The 15,904-nt window shown below is 52.2% G+C and carries 12 protein-coding genes and 2 pseudogenes; 8 read left to right on the forward strand and 6 right to left on the reverse strand.

The genetic code is table 11. The features are described 5' to 3' along the window. Nucleotides 1-15: 15 nt before the first annotated feature. On the reverse strand, nucleotides 16-1,086 hold the full coding sequence (locus RAC65_RS00005) for an amidohydrolase (RefSeq protein ID WP_058702761.1): 1,071 nt from the start codon (nucleotides 1,084-1,086) through the stop codon (nucleotides 16-18). 472 nt (nucleotides 1,087-1,558) lie between these two features. Here RAC65_RS00005 and RAC65_RS00010 point away from each other — a divergent pair. Beyond that, nucleotides 1,559-1,688: pseudogene (locus RAC65_RS00010) on the forward strand (chorismate mutase); the annotation flags it as partial. A gap of 7 nt (nucleotides 1,689-1,695) precedes the next feature. On the opposite strand, the gene RAC65_RS00015 reads toward RAC65_RS00010, so the two are convergent. The 4 genes from RAC65_RS00015 to RAC65_RS00030 form a co-directional block, all read right to left on the reverse strand. Continuing rightward, complete coding sequence (locus RAC65_RS00015; protein WP_058702762.1) at nucleotides 1,696-2,640, reverse strand: cytochrome d ubiquinol oxidase subunit II; 945 nt, start codon at nucleotides 2,638-2,640, stop codon at nucleotides 1,696-1,698. Further along, nucleotides 2,637-4,067 (reverse strand): cytochrome ubiquinol oxidase subunit I, encoded by a 1,431-nt coding sequence (locus tag RAC65_RS00020; RefSeq protein WP_375096211.1) that lies wholly within the window; start codon nucleotides 4,065-4,067, stop codon nucleotides 2,637-2,639. The genes RAC65_RS00015 and RAC65_RS00020 overlap by 4 nt, the downstream gene beginning before the upstream one ends. A 1,106-nt stretch (nucleotides 4,068-5,173) precedes the next feature. Beyond that, nucleotides 5,174-5,500, reverse strand: coding sequence for a four-helix bundle copper-binding protein (locus tag RAC65_RS00025; protein ID WP_072209585.1), 327 nt, complete (start codon nucleotides 5,498-5,500; stop codon nucleotides 5,174-5,176). 327 nt (nucleotides 5,501-5,827) lie between these two features. Continuing rightward, on the reverse strand, nucleotides 5,828-6,886 hold the full coding sequence (locus RAC65_RS00030) for an SDR family oxidoreductase (protein ID WP_058702765.1): 1,059 nt from the start codon (nucleotides 6,884-6,886) through the stop codon (nucleotides 5,828-5,830). 98 nt (nucleotides 6,887-6,984) lie between these two features. Here RAC65_RS00030 and RAC65_RS00035 point away from each other — a divergent pair, with 98 nt between their 5' ends. Together RAC65_RS00035 and RAC65_RS00040 are read left to right on the forward strand one after the other, a co-directional pair. Continuing rightward, nucleotides 6,985-7,875, forward strand: a complete 891-nt coding sequence (locus RAC65_RS00035) for a LysR family transcriptional regulator (RefSeq protein WP_058702766.1) — start codon at nucleotides 6,985-6,987, stop codon at nucleotides 7,873-7,875. Nucleotides 7,876-8,014: 139 nt separating this feature from the next. Then, nucleotides 8,015-8,965, forward strand: a pseudogene (locus RAC65_RS00040) (GNAT family N-acetyltransferase). Nucleotides 8,966-9,071: 106 nt separating this feature from the next. On the opposite strand, the gene RAC65_RS00045 reads toward RAC65_RS00040, so the two are convergent. Then, the gene (locus tag RAC65_RS00045) at nucleotides 9,072-9,494 is read right to left on the reverse strand and encodes a MarR family winged helix-turn-helix transcriptional regulator (RefSeq protein WP_058702767.1); all 423 of its coding nucleotides are present in this window, start codon (nucleotides 9,492-9,494) and stop codon (nucleotides 9,072-9,074) included. 198 nt (nucleotides 9,495-9,692) lie between these two features. Between RAC65_RS00045 and RAC65_RS00050 the strand changes: the two genes are divergently transcribed. The 5 genes from RAC65_RS00050 (at nucleotide 9,693) to RAC65_RS00070 (ending at nucleotide 15,460) form a co-directional block, all read left to right on the forward strand. Beyond that, nucleotides 9,693-10,256: a non-oxidative hydroxyarylic acid decarboxylases subunit B gene (locus RAC65_RS00050; RefSeq protein WP_033738417.1), complete on the forward strand. Its 564-nt coding sequence runs from the start codon at nucleotides 9,693-9,695 to the stop codon at nucleotides 10,254-10,256. A 33-nt stretch (nucleotides 10,257-10,289) separates the two neighbouring features. Continuing rightward, nucleotides 10,290-11,717, forward strand: coding sequence for a non-oxidative hydroxyarylic acid decarboxylases subunit C (locus tag RAC65_RS00055; protein ID WP_058709221.1), 1,428 nt, complete (start codon nucleotides 10,290-10,292; stop codon nucleotides 11,715-11,717). A 9-nt stretch (nucleotides 11,718-11,726) separates the two neighbouring features. Then, entirely contained in the window at nucleotides 11,727-11,954 is a 228-nt protein-coding gene (locus tag RAC65_RS00060; protein ID WP_375096212.1) for a non-oxidative hydroxyarylic acid decarboxylases subunit D, read from the forward strand. An 843-nt stretch (nucleotides 11,955-12,797) separates the two neighbouring features. Beyond that, nucleotides 12,798-14,321, forward strand: a complete 1,524-nt coding sequence (locus tag RAC65_RS00065) for a diguanylate cyclase (protein ID WP_375096445.1) — start codon at nucleotides 12,798-12,800, stop codon at nucleotides 14,319-14,321. Nucleotides 14,322-15,187: 866 nt separating this feature from the next. Further along, complete coding sequence (locus RAC65_RS00070; protein WP_375096213.1) at nucleotides 15,188-15,460, forward strand: hypothetical protein; 273 nt, start codon at nucleotides 15,188-15,190, stop codon at nucleotides 15,458-15,460. The last annotated feature ends 444 nt before the right edge of the window (nucleotides 15,461-15,904 follow it).

Here is a 15,904-nt window from a genome sequence, read left to right on the forward strand (position 1 = left end):
TCCAGTGGATGAGCCTCATGCGGTCTTGATTTGATATTCATCAGCATTCTCCAGGGAAGATAAGCGATAGCTCAACGCTGCGGTGCGCCAGAAAAGGTGTGCTTTTTCGTCGGCAGACACGTGTTCAGCCAGCCGTTTGCAGGCGTTCCAGAACACGCCATAGCTGAACATGCCTTTGTCGACCGGGAAATTGCTGGCAAATATACAGCGTGTGACGCCGAACGTTTCGACCAGCGTTTCAAACAGTGGCCGCCAGGCGAGAGAGAGCGTCAGCGAGTCCGGTGGTGTGGCGTTTTGTGCGAAGGGAAAGCCCATGACAGTCATGCCAAAGCCGCTGATCTTCATGCTGACGTTTGGTCGTTCAGCCAGAGCGGTAATGGCGTTTTGCCACGCCTGAAAGGTGGTATCCCTTTTGCCAGCATAAGGCCCCGTGCCGATCGGCCCGCCGCAGTGGTCCACAATGATATGAAGATCGGGTAGCGCATCTGCCAGCGCAATAATGTCATTAAGCTGGGTGTGGTAAACCCAGACATCCAGCGAGAGTCCGTTCCGGACAAGGCAGGCTGCGCCTTTGCGAAATGCGGTAGTGGTGGCAAGGCCAGCAGGCGGTGTGACAGGGCTTGATACGACGCGGGGATCACTGTGCCAGGCAAGCGGATTACGCATTCCTCGTAAACGTCCCCCTGAGCGCGCCATCATGAGTTCAATGACGGGTTGCAGGTCATCTCCTGCCAGCAGACTGGCACCACCTACAATCGCTTCGCAGCCTGCTGCCTTACCATAATGGCCACTGTCAAACATAGCGGCAGCGCCGCTCGCGAACTCAACCTCACCCACGGGCCTGAAAACTTCAGGTCCGTTACAGCGCAGCATGGAACGGCACTGCACATAAACCGTCGACAGAACCCGGTGTCCGGACTGCTCAATATCGTGGCTGAACTCAGGAACCAGATAACGTCCTGACTGGCGATCCCATAAGTGGTGATGAGCATCCACGATCGGTAGGTCGGGCATCAACGCGTTTTCGTGATGCCGTGCCAGCCAGTTTTCTCTGACAGGCAAATGCGGTGCGTTAACTGTCTCCATCGCTTCCCCTTATGCTTTGTAACCGAACCCAATCTGACGTTGCTGACAGGGCTCGGGAGCCAGTCTGCACACAATGCGAGGTTTACAGAGTAAAACTGTGTTTTACACAATAAATTGACTATAAAGTCATCGCCCAGCGGCAAGCCAGCAAAAAGAGGATGTTAATTGTGTAAATAAGATGTTAATCACAAATAGCCTGTCTTAACGTTAAAGCCGCGTTTTTAGCGCGTTGTTACCACGCAACGTGTACGGGGCAATCATTACGCGTAATAACCCTGTCAGCTGCAGGTTTAAGGCAGAACATCGCGAAGGAGCGCCTGCGCCAGGCATAAAGGGAGAACCGACACTTCCGGGGGCATCACTATGCTGATAGCTGCACGCGTCTGGATGGAATACTGTATTTAACCGGAAAGTTATGTCATGCCGCATACTAATAAACGGGTAAGACGGGATAGATGGGCGTTTTTCGTTAATGGAAACGGCAAGAAAGCGAATCGATGAAATCGATAGTGCACCGGTTAACCTCATCGCGCAACGCAGCGAATGTGTTAAGACTGCCGCAGCGTTCAGTTCGTGCGCCAGATCGTGTCTGTCAGGTTATCCGTGGGATCATTTGACCCGTCCCCGAAAAACCCAGAAAGCCCAGCTATTGTAGGCCAGTGTCAGGGGCATAATGATGGCGATGCCTGCCAACAAGAAATACTGGCCGGAGGCACCTGACGAGGCGTCATGCAGCGTTAACGTACCAGGAATCAGCCATGGATACATGCCGGTCATCAGGGTGATAAACGTGAACGTCACCATCAGCAGCGCAAAAATTAACGGCGATAAAGCGGCGTTACTTTTCAACTTCACGATCAGCCCTGCCCAACAGAGTGCGACAAGCGCGAGGCTTATTTTTCCGGGAAGCGTTGAGAGGGCTTTCTGCCAGGGGGCAGGTAAATACGCTATGTTAAAAATGAAAAACAGGAAAGTCAGCCCCAGTAACCACCCACTCAGTTGCCTCGCACGTATGTTTGCCTGATCGCCCACGCGCCAGCGTATCCAGCAACAGGCCAGCAGGCTGTTAATCCATACCATGCCCAGGCCACTGATTAATGCATATCCCGACAGCCAGCTAAATTCGGTTTGACCCGGTAAACCGCTCACCAGTAAGCCGGCCATGTAGCCCTGCAAAAAACCGGCCGCAAACGATGCGATAAAAAGGACGAAATCAAGCCAGCGCTTAACGCGAGATGAAGCCTGCCCGCGGTATTCCAGCGCCAGCGCACGGCCAAAGAGGGAGAAAAACATCAGAAACAGCGGAACATAGATAGCATTAAAGATCCGACTGTAGGCCGCGGGAAATAGTGCTAAAAGCGCACCCGCGGTCAGGACAAGCCAGGTTTCATTAGCATCCCACACAGGCAGGATGGACTGGACCAGGCGGCGGCGATCCTGCTCATTATCAAAAAAAAGAATAACGGAACCGACGCCCAGATCGGTTCCGTCCAGCAATAGGTAGATGAGTAACGAAAAGGCTACCGTGGCGGCGGACAGATCATCGAGACTCATGAAGAGGCCTCCGTACTGATTTCGTCGCTGAGCGCATGACTGTCGAACGAATTAACGAGGCGTAAGAAATAATAGATTCCCAGGCCAAAGACCAGAGAATACACCCCGATGATGCCGGTGAAAGAGAAGATGACGGTCGATAAGGAAAAGGGAGCAATACTTTGGTCGGTACGTAATAACCCGTAGATCGTCCAGGGCTGACGGCCCACCTCAGTCACGATCCAGCCTGCGAGCAGGGCAATAAAGCCAGCGGGCGTCAGGCCCACAACCCACTTCATCAACCGGCGCGGCCACAGCGCGCGCCGGTAACGCAGCCAGAGCGCGGTCAGGCTGGTCACAAAAATTATGAGCCCCATACCTACCATCACGCGGAAGGCAAAAAAGACCGGCCAGACCGGCGGCTGTTGATCAGGCTGGAATTCGCTCAGACTTTTAATGTGCCCGGTGAGGTTATGGCGCAAATAAAGTGAGGCCACTGTCGGGATCGCCACTTCTGCGTGGTTAACCTGCGCTTTTTGATCGGGCAGGGCGAAAAGGCGTAAAGGCTCCCCCTCACCCTGAGGCGGCCTGCGCCAGCTGCCTTCAATTGCAGCCAGTTTAGCAGGCTGGTAGTCATGGGTTTTTTCGCCCTGCAGATCGCCCGTTACGATTTGCAGCGGCATAGCAATCAGCAGCAGCCAGAGGGACCATGACATCACACATTTCGCGGCAAGGTCGGCGGGTTGCTTAATTAACCGCCATGCACTGGCCCCGGCAGTCACGCAAAAACTCGCAATAAGAGAGGCCAGCACCATATGCGTAAACCGCAGTGGAAACGAGGGAGAGAAGACGATGCTTATCCAGCTCCTGGCATGGAAAATGCCATGCTCATCGCGGAGATAGCCAACAGGCGTTTGCATCCAGGAGTTGGCGGCAAGGATCCAGAATGCGCTGAGGAAAGCCCCTAACGCCACCAGGCAGGTCACAACGAAGTGCAGTTTTGGGTTTATTTTACCCATACCAAATAACATCACGCCGGTCAGGCCTGACTCCAGGAAAAACGCCACCAGGATTTCATAAAACATCAGCGGGCCCATGACGCCACCCACTTTATGAGCAAAGGGGCTCCAGTTGGTACCAAACTGGAATTCCATGACCACACCCGAGACGGCACCCACTGCAACCGTGAGCGAAAAGACACGCATCCAGAACTGAAGCGCCTGCCAGTGGTGTGAACGGCGGTAGCGTAACCAGGCTCCTTCCAGCAAAACAATGATCAGGCCAAGCCCCAGAGTAAACGCCGCCAGCACAATGTGCATGCCTATCGTCAACGCAAACTGCGCGCGCGACAGCAAGAATACGATTTCGGATTCAGGCATCAGCTTGGCTGACCACGGTAACGGCTGACAGCGCACATGTCTTGCCGGGCCGGTTTTATCCCCCACCATAACGTTTCGTCTTTCATTAACCTGATGATGTGCTCATCAGCCCGTCCTGCCATCTGTGCTGTTTTTGCGGCATGAACGATGACTAACGCCACCGGATTATACGCCCCGGACGGAATCGTTACCTGCGGCTCAAAGCGCCGTAACCGCTTCTGCACGGCATTGCGCACACCAGGCGGATACGGGGCGTTGACTGGCTGCGCATAAATCGATGTGTGGCTATCGGCCTTGGCCGTGACAGGACGCAGCAAACCCTGTCGATGTCTGCTTCCCCGCAACCAGACAGAGCATCTGCTTGCCGTATGCCCGGTGCGGACAAATTGCGCGCCAGGCCTGGCGGTTCGGCGATAAGAATGTCGCTGGACAGGCAGCCTGTTCAGGGGGCAGGGGGTAACATGGCTGACGCCTGACAGCTGTTCCGCATCGCAGACAGAGGAGTATGTTTCCATCTTATTCGCCTTTCTGACCAGCAGGTCCGCGCGCTGAAAGGGGGACTCGCTGTTGCGCATAAACGGACCGGGTAATTTACTCAACGTTGTTTTAAATTAGCTGTCAGACGGGAATAAAGCAGGCGAACCGGCAGACTGAATGAATGAAAAGCCGCCGTCAAAGATAACAGCCAGAAAATTTTAATAACTGTAAACAGTCAGTTAGCGCAGCTGGATAGACGCTCGGGAATAATCTTAATTTTAGCCATGAGTGGGATGATCACGTTACCGCTTACCCCTGAAATAACAGGCTGCAATAAACGAAGCGCAGACGCTGATCTATTCGTTTGCCGCTGCGCTCTGAATGGTTATTCCGAATGGATTTTGATTCATAAAAGAATACATGTGCTGTAGAAAGTCAGGTAATGACAGAATTTCAACGCTACAGCTTACAACTCCTGTATCCTGTGCCAGTCCTTTTAAAATGATTTTATGCACGCATTAAACCTGTCACTGTGCAGAACGTATCAGACAGGACCAGGCAACCGGTAAACTGAGTCGGCGAGTCACGCAGGATAGCGTTGGCGCGACTGGAGCGAGGTAACATCAGCTTCAGGCTGAATATTCACTCTGATCCTTTACCTTTATAAAAACCCGCCAAAGCGGGCCTGGTAATCTGCCTCATGCGGCCATCTTCCTGCAGTGTTCAGCACACTGGTGACAGGCTCTGGCGCAGTCCTGACAATGGTCATGTTTGTGCTGACCACATTCATTGCTGCACCGCTGACAGACCTCTGCGCAGAGCTGACAAAGCGCTGACGCAAATTCGCTATTAAGCGTCATAAACTGCGCGGCAAGACGACATATATTGGCACATTGCATATCCAGTTTTATGCACGTGCGCATCATATCGACATTTTCTTCTTCAAGGCATGAGGCGGCACAATGGTCGCATGCGGCTGCACACAAATAACAAGCCTCAATACAGCTTTTGTATTCATCACGCATAATATCTCCTTAGTTAAGGTGGATTAATAAGCATGAAGAAGATGGCTGTTTATTCAAGGCTGAAATGACGCAATAACCGGTTATACAGGCTACATGGTTGACTTCCGGTGAATTATTCATGGGTGCTTAATTCCGTTATGCCGCGACGGACATAAAACGACGATTAACGTCACAGAGGGGATGACGCCCGTGCGTCATAATCAACGCACAGGCATCATCAGCGGTTTGCTAAGCCCGCATTTTTTATACGACGGATATGTTCCCGCGCAAGGGCGTCTCGACTGCCCACTTTTGTTTGTCCTGGCCGGAACCCGCGGCGGTCAGCGATTAAGGAATTATGCGGGCAGCTCTGAACTGTCTGAACAGACGGAAGAACATCTCATCTGTTGCCTGCATGCCCCGAAATCCTGCACGGCGCAGCTTACTGCCATCGCCGAACATGTCGTAATCCCAGCGAAAAACAAAGTCTGCGAACTGCCCGTCGTTCAGCTTCAGAATATCAGATTCTGCCAGACGCTTGCTCAGCGCAAGTTCACGCCAGACTGAGCGGTAATCTTTGAACATACGCTCAAACGACACTCTCACGGGCGGTGCGCATTCAATCTCAAACCAACGCGCAATCAACGGCCAGAGTTCAGCCCAGCGCCAGACATCGCCGTTGTTAACGTTGAACGCCTGGTTTGAGGCCGCAGGTGAGGTGGCTGCCCAGAGCGTTGCATCAGCGAGTAAACCTGCATCCGTGAAATCAACGATGCTGCCCCAGGTCTGCGGTGATCCCGGAAAACGGAGCGGGAGATTCAGCGACTGACAAAGTGAAGCATACAGCGCGATGCTCAGCGCAAGATTCATAGTATTACCGGGCACGTTACTGCCCACTACGCCCGGCCTGACAGCATTCCATCGCCATAACCGTCCGAGTTGATAATCGCTGAGCCAGGTCAGTTGAGCAGCATTGAATTCAGCGCCAGCAACGCCAGGATCGCTTTCACGCGCAGGCGTTTTAAAGGGACCAAGATGTGCGCCATACACTTTATAACCCTGCATCAGGCTTACCGTTTTTAACGATGCCACGGTATCAATGCTGGACACCAGATTACGCAGCATGGTGACGTTGGGTTCCACCATTTCGGCCCAGTTGGCCGCGTTAAGCCAGGCACTGTAAAAAATATGCGTGACATGCGTTAACGGCTGCAGCGCACGTGCGGCCTGCCCGGCATCCCGTAAATCTACGGTGACAACGGGTAGGTTTTGGAGATGCGGCGATGGGTTACGGCTCAGGCCAATCACCTCCCAGTCATTTTGCAGCAGCGTGTTAACGAGCTGACGCCCGACAATGCCACTGGCTCCCGCGACCAGCGCGACGTTTTTCGTTTGCAGCGTATTCATGCATTTTCTCCAGATAAGGTGACGGAAGAGAGTGTGATATATTCATTTTTTTGCGCATATCCCCCTTAACTGATGGCACTTATAAGTGAAATCATTAAATGAATAACAAGCTTAACGCGATGGCGACGTTCCTGCGGGTCGCTGAGGCAGGCTCCTTTTCCGCCGCTGCGCGCCTGATTGGCATGAAACAGTCTGCCGTGAGTCAGCAGATTGCCGCACTGGAAGCAGAACTGGGTGTAGTGTTATTTCGCCGGACAACGCGCGTTATGATGCTCACCGAGCAGGGAGAGAGGTACAGACGCGACATCAAACCTTTGCTGGATGCCATACGGGAAGCAGAGAGGGCGCTCAATCCCGGGGATCAGCAGTGGCAGGGCACGGTTCGCGTGCAGTTGCCCAGCGGCTTAGGGCGCCTTTTTCTTCCCCATCTGCTGGCGCTCCAGAAATCGCACGCCGGATTACATCTTGAGCTTTCACTTGATGATCGTATTGCCGACCTGGTCAGTGAAGGGGTCGATGTTGCGGTACGTCTGGCGGGCAAATCGCCAGACTTACATGCGGTACGCATGCTGGGCCGCGTGACATCCGGGCTTTATGCGGCGCCGGGATTTAAACAAATTCATTCAGTTGATGAGCTGACGCAGTTGCCTCATATCCGGTTCAGCGGTCTCGCGCTGGACAGGCCTCTGCAGTTAGTTTCAGGAGAGGAGGCAATCGAATTAAAGGTGAACACCGTTTTTCGGGCTAATACCAGCGAAGGGCTTATCGCTGCTATTCAGGCAGGTATCGGGATCGGGGGCATTCAGCATCCGCTGGCAACAGAAGGGCTGGCGTCGGGGTTACTGGTTCCTGTCCTGCCGACATGGCGACTCCCGGATAGATTTCTTTATGCGATTTTTCCTGATGCCCGTTTTATTCCCCCGAGCGTCAGGGGCGTTGTGGATGTGATCACGCAGTTACTTCCTCAACTGGTGGGTATTCACGGTTAAGCCTGGTCCGTTCAGACGGGCACTGAGCGGGTCAGAAAGCGTTTTAGTCTGCGCCAGCCGCACAGCAGCCTGGCAAGATTGACAGGATCTCCCGCCACATGGTTGTATAATACAACTATATCGTAAAGGGTCTACGCCGATGAACGCCGCAACAAACACCATTAACACTATCCGCGTTGCATCACGTCTGATGGTGCGCGAACTGGGCTTTATGAATCAGACCCTGGCGGCTACCGATTATTCAGCGTCTGCCGTTCATACCTTACTCGAAGCAGAAGCAAAAGGCTGCGTGACCGCGTCCCAGTTGGTAGAGACGCTGGGGCTTGAGAAATCCAGCGTGAGTCGCCTGCTCACTAAACTCGTCGAGGCCGGTGAGCTGGATGAAGCCCCGTCCGCGTATGATGGCAGAACGAAATACCTGCGGCTCACAGACAAGGGGATAAAGACCGTGGAGGCGATTAATCAGTATGCTGATGAGCGGGTCGCCGCTGCGCTGAGAAAGCTTGACCCTGCGCGACAGCACACTGTCTCACTGGGGCTGTCATCCTACGCCCGCGCACTCAAAGCCTGTCGTGAAAACACAGAGCTTGATGAACACAGTCATGTGAGCATCGTCACCGGCTACCAGCCGGGCATGGCAGGCCGCATTACGGAGATGCATGGCCGTTACTATGCCAGAGAGCACAATTTCGGTGCCTTTTTCGAAGCAAAGGTCGCAGCGGGCCTTGCCGATTTTACGGGACGTCTCGGTAATGAAGGCAACCAGATCTGACTGGCAGTCATGAACGATCGTATCGTTGGCTCTGTGGCCATTGATGGTGAAGATCTCGGGAACAATGAGGCGCATCTGCGCTGGTTCATTCTTGACGATGACTGCCAGGGCAGCGGCCTCGGTCGAAAACTGATGGCAATGGCGATGGCGTTTTGCGATGAGCAGAAGTTCTCTGCGGTGCAGCTATGGACCTTTAATAAGCTAACGGCGGCAAGGCGCTTATACGAGTCATTCGGGTTTGAATTATCGAAAGAGTGGGAAGGGGATCAATGGGGCAGCACGATTACGGAACAGCAATTTACCCGCAAAATCCGCTAACCGCGCCGTAAATATTCCTAAGCGGCGAAGATGACCCTGGTGGTTTGTCATTCCGCTGCGGGGACGACCCGGCGGTTAAACCTGTTTCCAAAAGGTAAGGATGCTTTCAGGAAACAGGTTTTTTTAACATGATCTTCAGAAGGCTGATGACGTCGTTTTGTTCATTTTTTTCTAACCTGTTCAGAAAATGGGAATCAACGCGTTCAGCTATCGGTGCCGCAGTTTTAAGCATCTCTTCGCCCTGAACGGTCAGCGTAATAAATCTACGACGTTTGTCTTTTTTTCCCTCTGCACGATTGATCAGTCCCTTACGTTCCATTCGAACAAGCAGTTCTGCCAGCGTAGCCTTTGAACTCAACGCCGCCTCCATTAAGTCCAGTTGTTCGATTCCCGGTTGAGCATGAACGGCTGACAGAACAGCGAACTGCTGCTTTGTCAGAAAGGGCATCTTTTCCTGCCATAAGGCGGTATGTTCCTGAAGAAGTTTCCGTGTCAGATGAAAGAAAAGGTTGCTCAAGTCTTTGTGCATTAAGGTTTATTCCTGATTTTTTACCCGCTGTGTCCCGCTAATGTTAAATCATTATTCCCTCCGTTCAACACTCTTTGTCGGCAGACATAAAAGATAACGCAGATAATAGTAACCGTAGAAATCAATTGACTTTCAGGGCGTGCCTGGCGTACCGTCAATTTCATTCGTACACGAACATTGTTTTAATGAGGCAGTCAGATGAGAATTGTCATCGGTATGACGGGAGCCACAGGTGCGCCTTTAGGGGTTGCGCTGCTCAGGGTTTTACAGGAAATCAGCGAGGTTGAAACGCATCTGATTTTGAGCAAGTGGGCTAAAACCACAATTGAACTCGAAACGCCTTTTTCATCGCGTGAGGTGATGAATATGGCTGATGTCGTGCACGGTCCTGCCGACCAGGCCGCTACCCTCTCGTCAGGCTCTTTTCACACCGATGGGATGGTGATTATTCCCTGCAGTATGAAAACGTTAGCTGGCATTCGCATCGGATATGCGGAAGGGCTCATTGGACGGGCTGCTGACGTCATCATTAAAGAAGGCAGAAAACTTGTCCTGGTTCCCAGAGAGACGCCTCTCAGTCCTCTTCATCTTGAAAATATGCTGGCCCTCTCCCGTCTTGGCGTCGCTATGGTTCCGCCAATGCCCGCTTTTTATAACCACCCCAAAACTATTGATGATGTGATCGATCATGTCGTCGCCCGCGTTCTCGACCAGTTTGGAATTGCCTCGCCAAAGGCAAATCGCTGGAAAGGCCTCAACTAGTCTTTAGAAATTTCTGAGTATGGAGAGTGAATAATGGCGTTTGATGACCTACGTAGTTTCCTGAAGGCGCTGGACGAACAGGGCCAGCTTCTTGAAATTGATGAAGAGGTGTTGCCCGAACCGGATATCGCCGCCGCGGCAAATGCGACAGGGCGAATGGGTGAAGGCGCACCGGCCCTCTCGTTTAAAAAAATTAAGGGTTACCATCATGCTCATGTCGTGATGAACACCATCGGTTCCTGGCAAAACCATGCCATTTCGCTGGGCCTCCCACTAAATACACCAGTGAAACAGCAGATAGACGAATTCATTCGCCGCTGGGAAACGTTTCCTGTGGCTCCTGAAAGGCGCGCCAATGCGCCCTGGTCAGAAAATACCGTTGAGGGTGAAGAGATCAACCTCTTCGACATCCTTCCACTGTTTCGCTTAAACGATGGCGATGGCGGTTTCTATCTTGATAAGGCCTGCGTAGTTTCACGTGACCCACTTGACCCGGAACATTTCGGGAAGCAAAACGTTGGCATTTACCGGATGGAGGTGAAAGGTAAACGCAAACTCGGGCTGCAGCCCGTGCCGATGCACGATATTGCACTTCATCTTCACAAAGCGGAAGAACGTGGCGAAGATTTGCCCGTGGCTATCTCGCTGGGCAATGACCCCGTTATCACGCTGATGGGAGCCACGCCGCTGAAGTACGATCAGTCAGAATATGAAATGGCAGGTGCACTACGCGAAAGCCCGTACCCCATCGCGACGGCCCCTTTGACAGGCTTTGATGTGCCATGGGGATCGGAAGTCATTCTTGAAGGCGTGATTGAGGGCCGCAAACGTGAGATTGAAGGACCGTTTGGCGAATTTACCGGTCACTATTCCGGTGGTCGCAAGATGACGGTTGTGCGGATTGATAAAGTCTCCTACCGCACTAAGCCCATATTCGAATCCTTGTATCTGGGCATGCCCTGGACCGAAATTGACTATCTGATAGGCCCGGCAACCTGCGTCCCTCTGTATCAACAGCTGAAAGCGGATTTCCCCGAGGTGCAGGCTGTAAACGCCATGTACACGCACGGTTTACTGGCCATTATTTCTACTAAGAAACGTTATGGTGGGTTTGCCCGTGCGGTAGGGCTACGGGCGATGACGACGCCGCATGGTCTGGGCTACGTCAAGATGGTGATCATGGTCGATGAAGATGTCGATCCCTTTAACCTGCCTCAGGTGATGTGGGCCCTGTCTTCCAAGGTGAATCCACAAGGCGATCTCGTTCAGTTGCCAAACATGTCCGTACTGGAACTGGACCCCGGCTCTAGTCCCGCAGGGATAACAGATAAACTTGTGATCGATGCGACGACACCGGTCGCACCCGATATACGCGGCCACTACAGTCAGCCGGTAAAAGACCTGCCAGAAACATCACTCTGGGTTGAGAAGTTAACGGCCCTATTATCAAATCGCGGTTAAGGAGAGAGTATGATTTGTCCACGTTGTGCTGATGAGCACATTGAAATGATGGCAACATCGCCTGTTGAGGGTGTATGGACGGTACAGCAGTGCCAGCATTGCCTGTACACATGGCGCAGCACAGAGCCGGCCAGAAGAACGGCGCGGGAACATTATCCTGACGCTTTCCGGATGACCCAACATGATATTGATACGGCGCCGGAAGTCCCGTCTGTACCTCCTCTGTTAACCCGGTAATTTCCTTATGGCGGGCCCAGGCCCGCTATGAATGATTTGCCACGTTAAACCTGCTTCATTTCTGTTACTGAATCAAAATAACTTGATGACATGACTTTGAACCGCAGTGATATTAAGCGTGTGAAATTAATAATCGACGGACGAAAGCAGTAGATTCAGGGCACATTAACAGTATTCGCATCCAGAGCTGGTGTTAGCTTCACTCGTCAGTAGCTGTCACAGCAATATAAAGCGCCTGGTTCACATGACTAAATTAAAAAAGGACTATTCTGCTGCGGGGTTACCCTGTAGCTGACGAAGGCCAAAAGGGTGCCCGGAGGCTTTCCAGCCTGAGGGGGTTATCTTCAGCGCTCGGGATTTACCCCAGACGGCTCAGCCATTTCCATGAGATAAAAGCCTCCAGAAGAGCCGAACCGAGTGGACCTGAAAGGTGATGCTGACGCTCGGTCCGGTCGAGGCACATACGATAATTCCCTTCCCATTGTTCAGAAATTTCTGTTCCCTGTTGCTCTAACCAACGAGCCCTGTGTCTGTCAGCACATCGCGCTGGCTTTCCCCGCTGGCAATCAGTCCACGGTTAAGCATCCCTTTTCGTGACTCATCTGCGTTTCTGGCTTTTTGACAAACAGCCTGGATTTTCTTCAGTCCGGCGGGCAATACAGGGGAGACTCAAATGATAAAAGCCTTCCAAAGGCAGTTGAGCTGTTCGCCCGCTCAGGGAGGTCTGGTCAAACCTCAGAAAGCTTTTAAAATCGTCCACCTGCTATATCCTTAAGTGTTTCTAATACCTTCGGGAGTCATGCCTTCTTGAATCAGTTACCCGATAACGTATCTTCCCCGCTGATGCGGACATCGCTTGGCCGTAGCCTGGCTGTATTTTTACTCGTGACGGCCCTGTCGGTTGTCGGTATTAACGCGTGGTCACTCTGGAATGACTGGCGCCTCAAACTTTTTGAGCGTGAGGAAGGCGCGCGTAATCTTTCCGTCTCACTTGCCAGGCAGGCCGAAGACGCGTTTCTTCAGGTGGACATCACTCTTAGCGACGCAGTGAGGCAGCTTACGTTAAACGGACCGGAGTATGCTTCCACGTCAGCATTTAAAGCGCAAATCCACGAGCAGCAGGGAAAGCTTCCCCAACTGCACGGTTTGTTTATCTATGACAGACAGGGCAACTGGGTCGCGACGTCAGGCAGCTTCGTGCCGGTAAAGGCAACTAATGCTGACCGGGACTATTTTATCTGGCACCGCACACATGCTGATACAGGGATTCATATCAGTCACGTAATCCGAAGCCGCTCAACGGGCGATTTGGTCATACCGGTATCGGTCCGGCTGAATGATGCCGCCGGCAATTTTGCAGGGGTTGCGCTGGCGACCGTGAAGGTGGACTATTTTCGGCAGTTCTACAGTTACTACAGCCTGGGCAAGCGGGATATGCTGGCGCTTATCCTTGCCGACACCTCCGTGCTTTACATTCGTCCTTTACCCGATTCCTATATTAACCGCAGCCTTTCTTCAAGCCCGTTGTTCAGGAGCGTGCTTAAAAATTCTGACAGCGGCAGTGCGTCATGGCGCTCTGCGCTTGACGGTGTGGAGCGGATATTTGGTTATGCCCGGCTGGAGCGGTATCCACTGATTGTGACGGCAGGATATGACCGGGACGAAGCCCGGGCTGAGTGGATATCTGAAAACCTGATCGATTTAGCACTCAATGTCGTGCTGCTGTTTGTCATCACCGGGATGGGGTTATTTATGTTGAGACATGTCAGAGTCAACGTAAAAAACCAGCTGGAGCTGACTCTGGTCAGGGATGAACTTACCGGCATTAACCATACGCTTCAGTCACTGGCACTGGTGGATGGCCTGACGGGACTGGCTAACCGCAGGCAGTTTGATGTGCTGCTGGAAAGAAATCTGAAACGCTCGGCTGAGTCAGGTGAACCGCTGTCGCTGATTATGGTGGATATTGACTACTTCAAGCGCTACAACGATACGTACGGGCACGTGACGGGCGATGAGTGTCTGAAAAAAGTAGGTGTTGCCCTTAAGAGCGTGATCCATCGCAGTGACGATATCGTGGCCCGTTACGGTGGAGAGGAGTTTGCTGTCATCCTGCCAAATACCGGTCAGGCTGATGCACTGAAAGTGGCGCAACGGGCGGTGCAGGCCGTGTCCGATGCCGGACTGGTGCATAAAGCAACCGCTGTAAAGGGCGGGATCGTAACTGTCAGCGCCGGTTGCGGGACGATAACCGCCAGGGGAGACGCCAGTGAGGCAGAAAGACTAAAAGAGCAGGCTGATAACGCGCTTTATCAAGCCAAGCGAAACGGAAGAAACCGCGCCGTCAGTGGAAACAGTCAGTCCTGAGAGTATGGGGTTTAAGTTGTTCAGCGTCGATCGTCTGCCGGAGCCACGCAAAGACATATACGGGTTATTTCAATCCGGCAGCGACCAGAAATCCACTGGGTTACAAACCTGTTTCCACACAACGCAGCCCAGACTTCGCTAAAGAAAGTATGAAAATCTTTCGTTATCCAGAAAGTCCGGTGCACATCCATTAATTCCTGAAGTGACAACGTCTGCTTCTGACACAAAGCGGACAGGCAGACTGAGATGAGGGTCCGCTTTGAGCGAAAAGCGGACGCGTGCAGTTAGCCGACAGTAGAGAGTTTGCTAATGAAGCCGCGTAGTCATTTACAGGGAGCAGGTCACGGTGATTCTGCAATAGAGACATAATCCTTTCCTTTTTTAAGGAGTAACTGGGGGAACAGGCTTCAGATCTGATACGGGGTTGTTGCCCGGCGAAGCAAAATACATTTTAAACGTTCGCTTCTGACGCCGTGCGGACCCACACAGGTGAATGCACAAAGGGTAGGACTTATCTGAATTTAACCCGGTTCAAAGGGGATAGTGATGCTCATCTTAAAGAGAAGAACTCACCTTATCGAAAGCACAAAGCCTTTATGAGAGCGCTTTTATCCTGGCCCTGAGTTGATGTGCCTGATCACTATCACCATTTGATTGCTACCCGTTAGCAACATATTCTTACTGTCTTTAATAACCCGTATTATCAAACTGACATATAAGCATTCTTGAATAACAGAGGCGCATCGGAGCCTGACGCTGAGAGCGTGCCTACTGTGTTTCTGAAGGTTTTATGATGATGTTTCTGGATTCGCTGAGCGCTGTCAGAGCCATCAGCATTCTGTTTACTTTAGCTGAGAGGAATCGTTATGCCTGTATCTGTCATGAAATCTGCCGTTAAAACCGCATCGTTAGCCGCAGTCTTACTGGCTGGCCTGCAGGGCGCTACGTTTGCAAAAGATCTGCCTTCCCGCGCGATGCCTGGGCTCGATTCAGTCAAAGATACGTCTGCTCAAAAAACCGATGTCTCGACCAGTGAAAGCGCGGTTAAACTGGCTGCGTGGCATCACCATCTGGAAATTAACCCAGGTTGTAATGATCCTTCTTCAGGTCTGGGTTGTACTGACGATGACAACGCATAACGCATAAAATCTGCAGGCACCCTTTACCATTGTGGTGTCTGCACCCTCTAAAAAAATTCAGCCTGCTTTACCCTGCGTTCATCTCATCGCATCAACTGCGCCTTTGTCAGTTCCTAAAAAATTTTTGCGTGTTCAAACAAATTCAGGATGTCAACTGACCGTACCGACAATGCGTTTTCATACTCCGGGAGGCATTACCACGCTTTCGACCTGGCGGACAGTAGCAATCACTGTGAGCCTGCCAGGCGGCTGCCTGCACTTGATGATGTCGTTTGTGATGCGTCAGGTTACCGACCGGCTGACCGAGCCGACCTGTGAGTGGCTTGTAGCAGACACATGCGTTTGAATGCCAGCATTCCCTCTGATTCCTTCGCCTTTTACCACGGCTTTAACGTAACCCTTCCTCAATCCTGTATGCAGTATTTCCCTGTCCGAAAACAGCGA

This window comes from Pantoea sp. BS_8 (assembly GCF_041954965.1).
Lineage (GTDB): Bacteria > Pseudomonadota > Gammaproteobacteria > Enterobacterales > Enterobacteriaceae > Pantoea > Pantoea stewartii.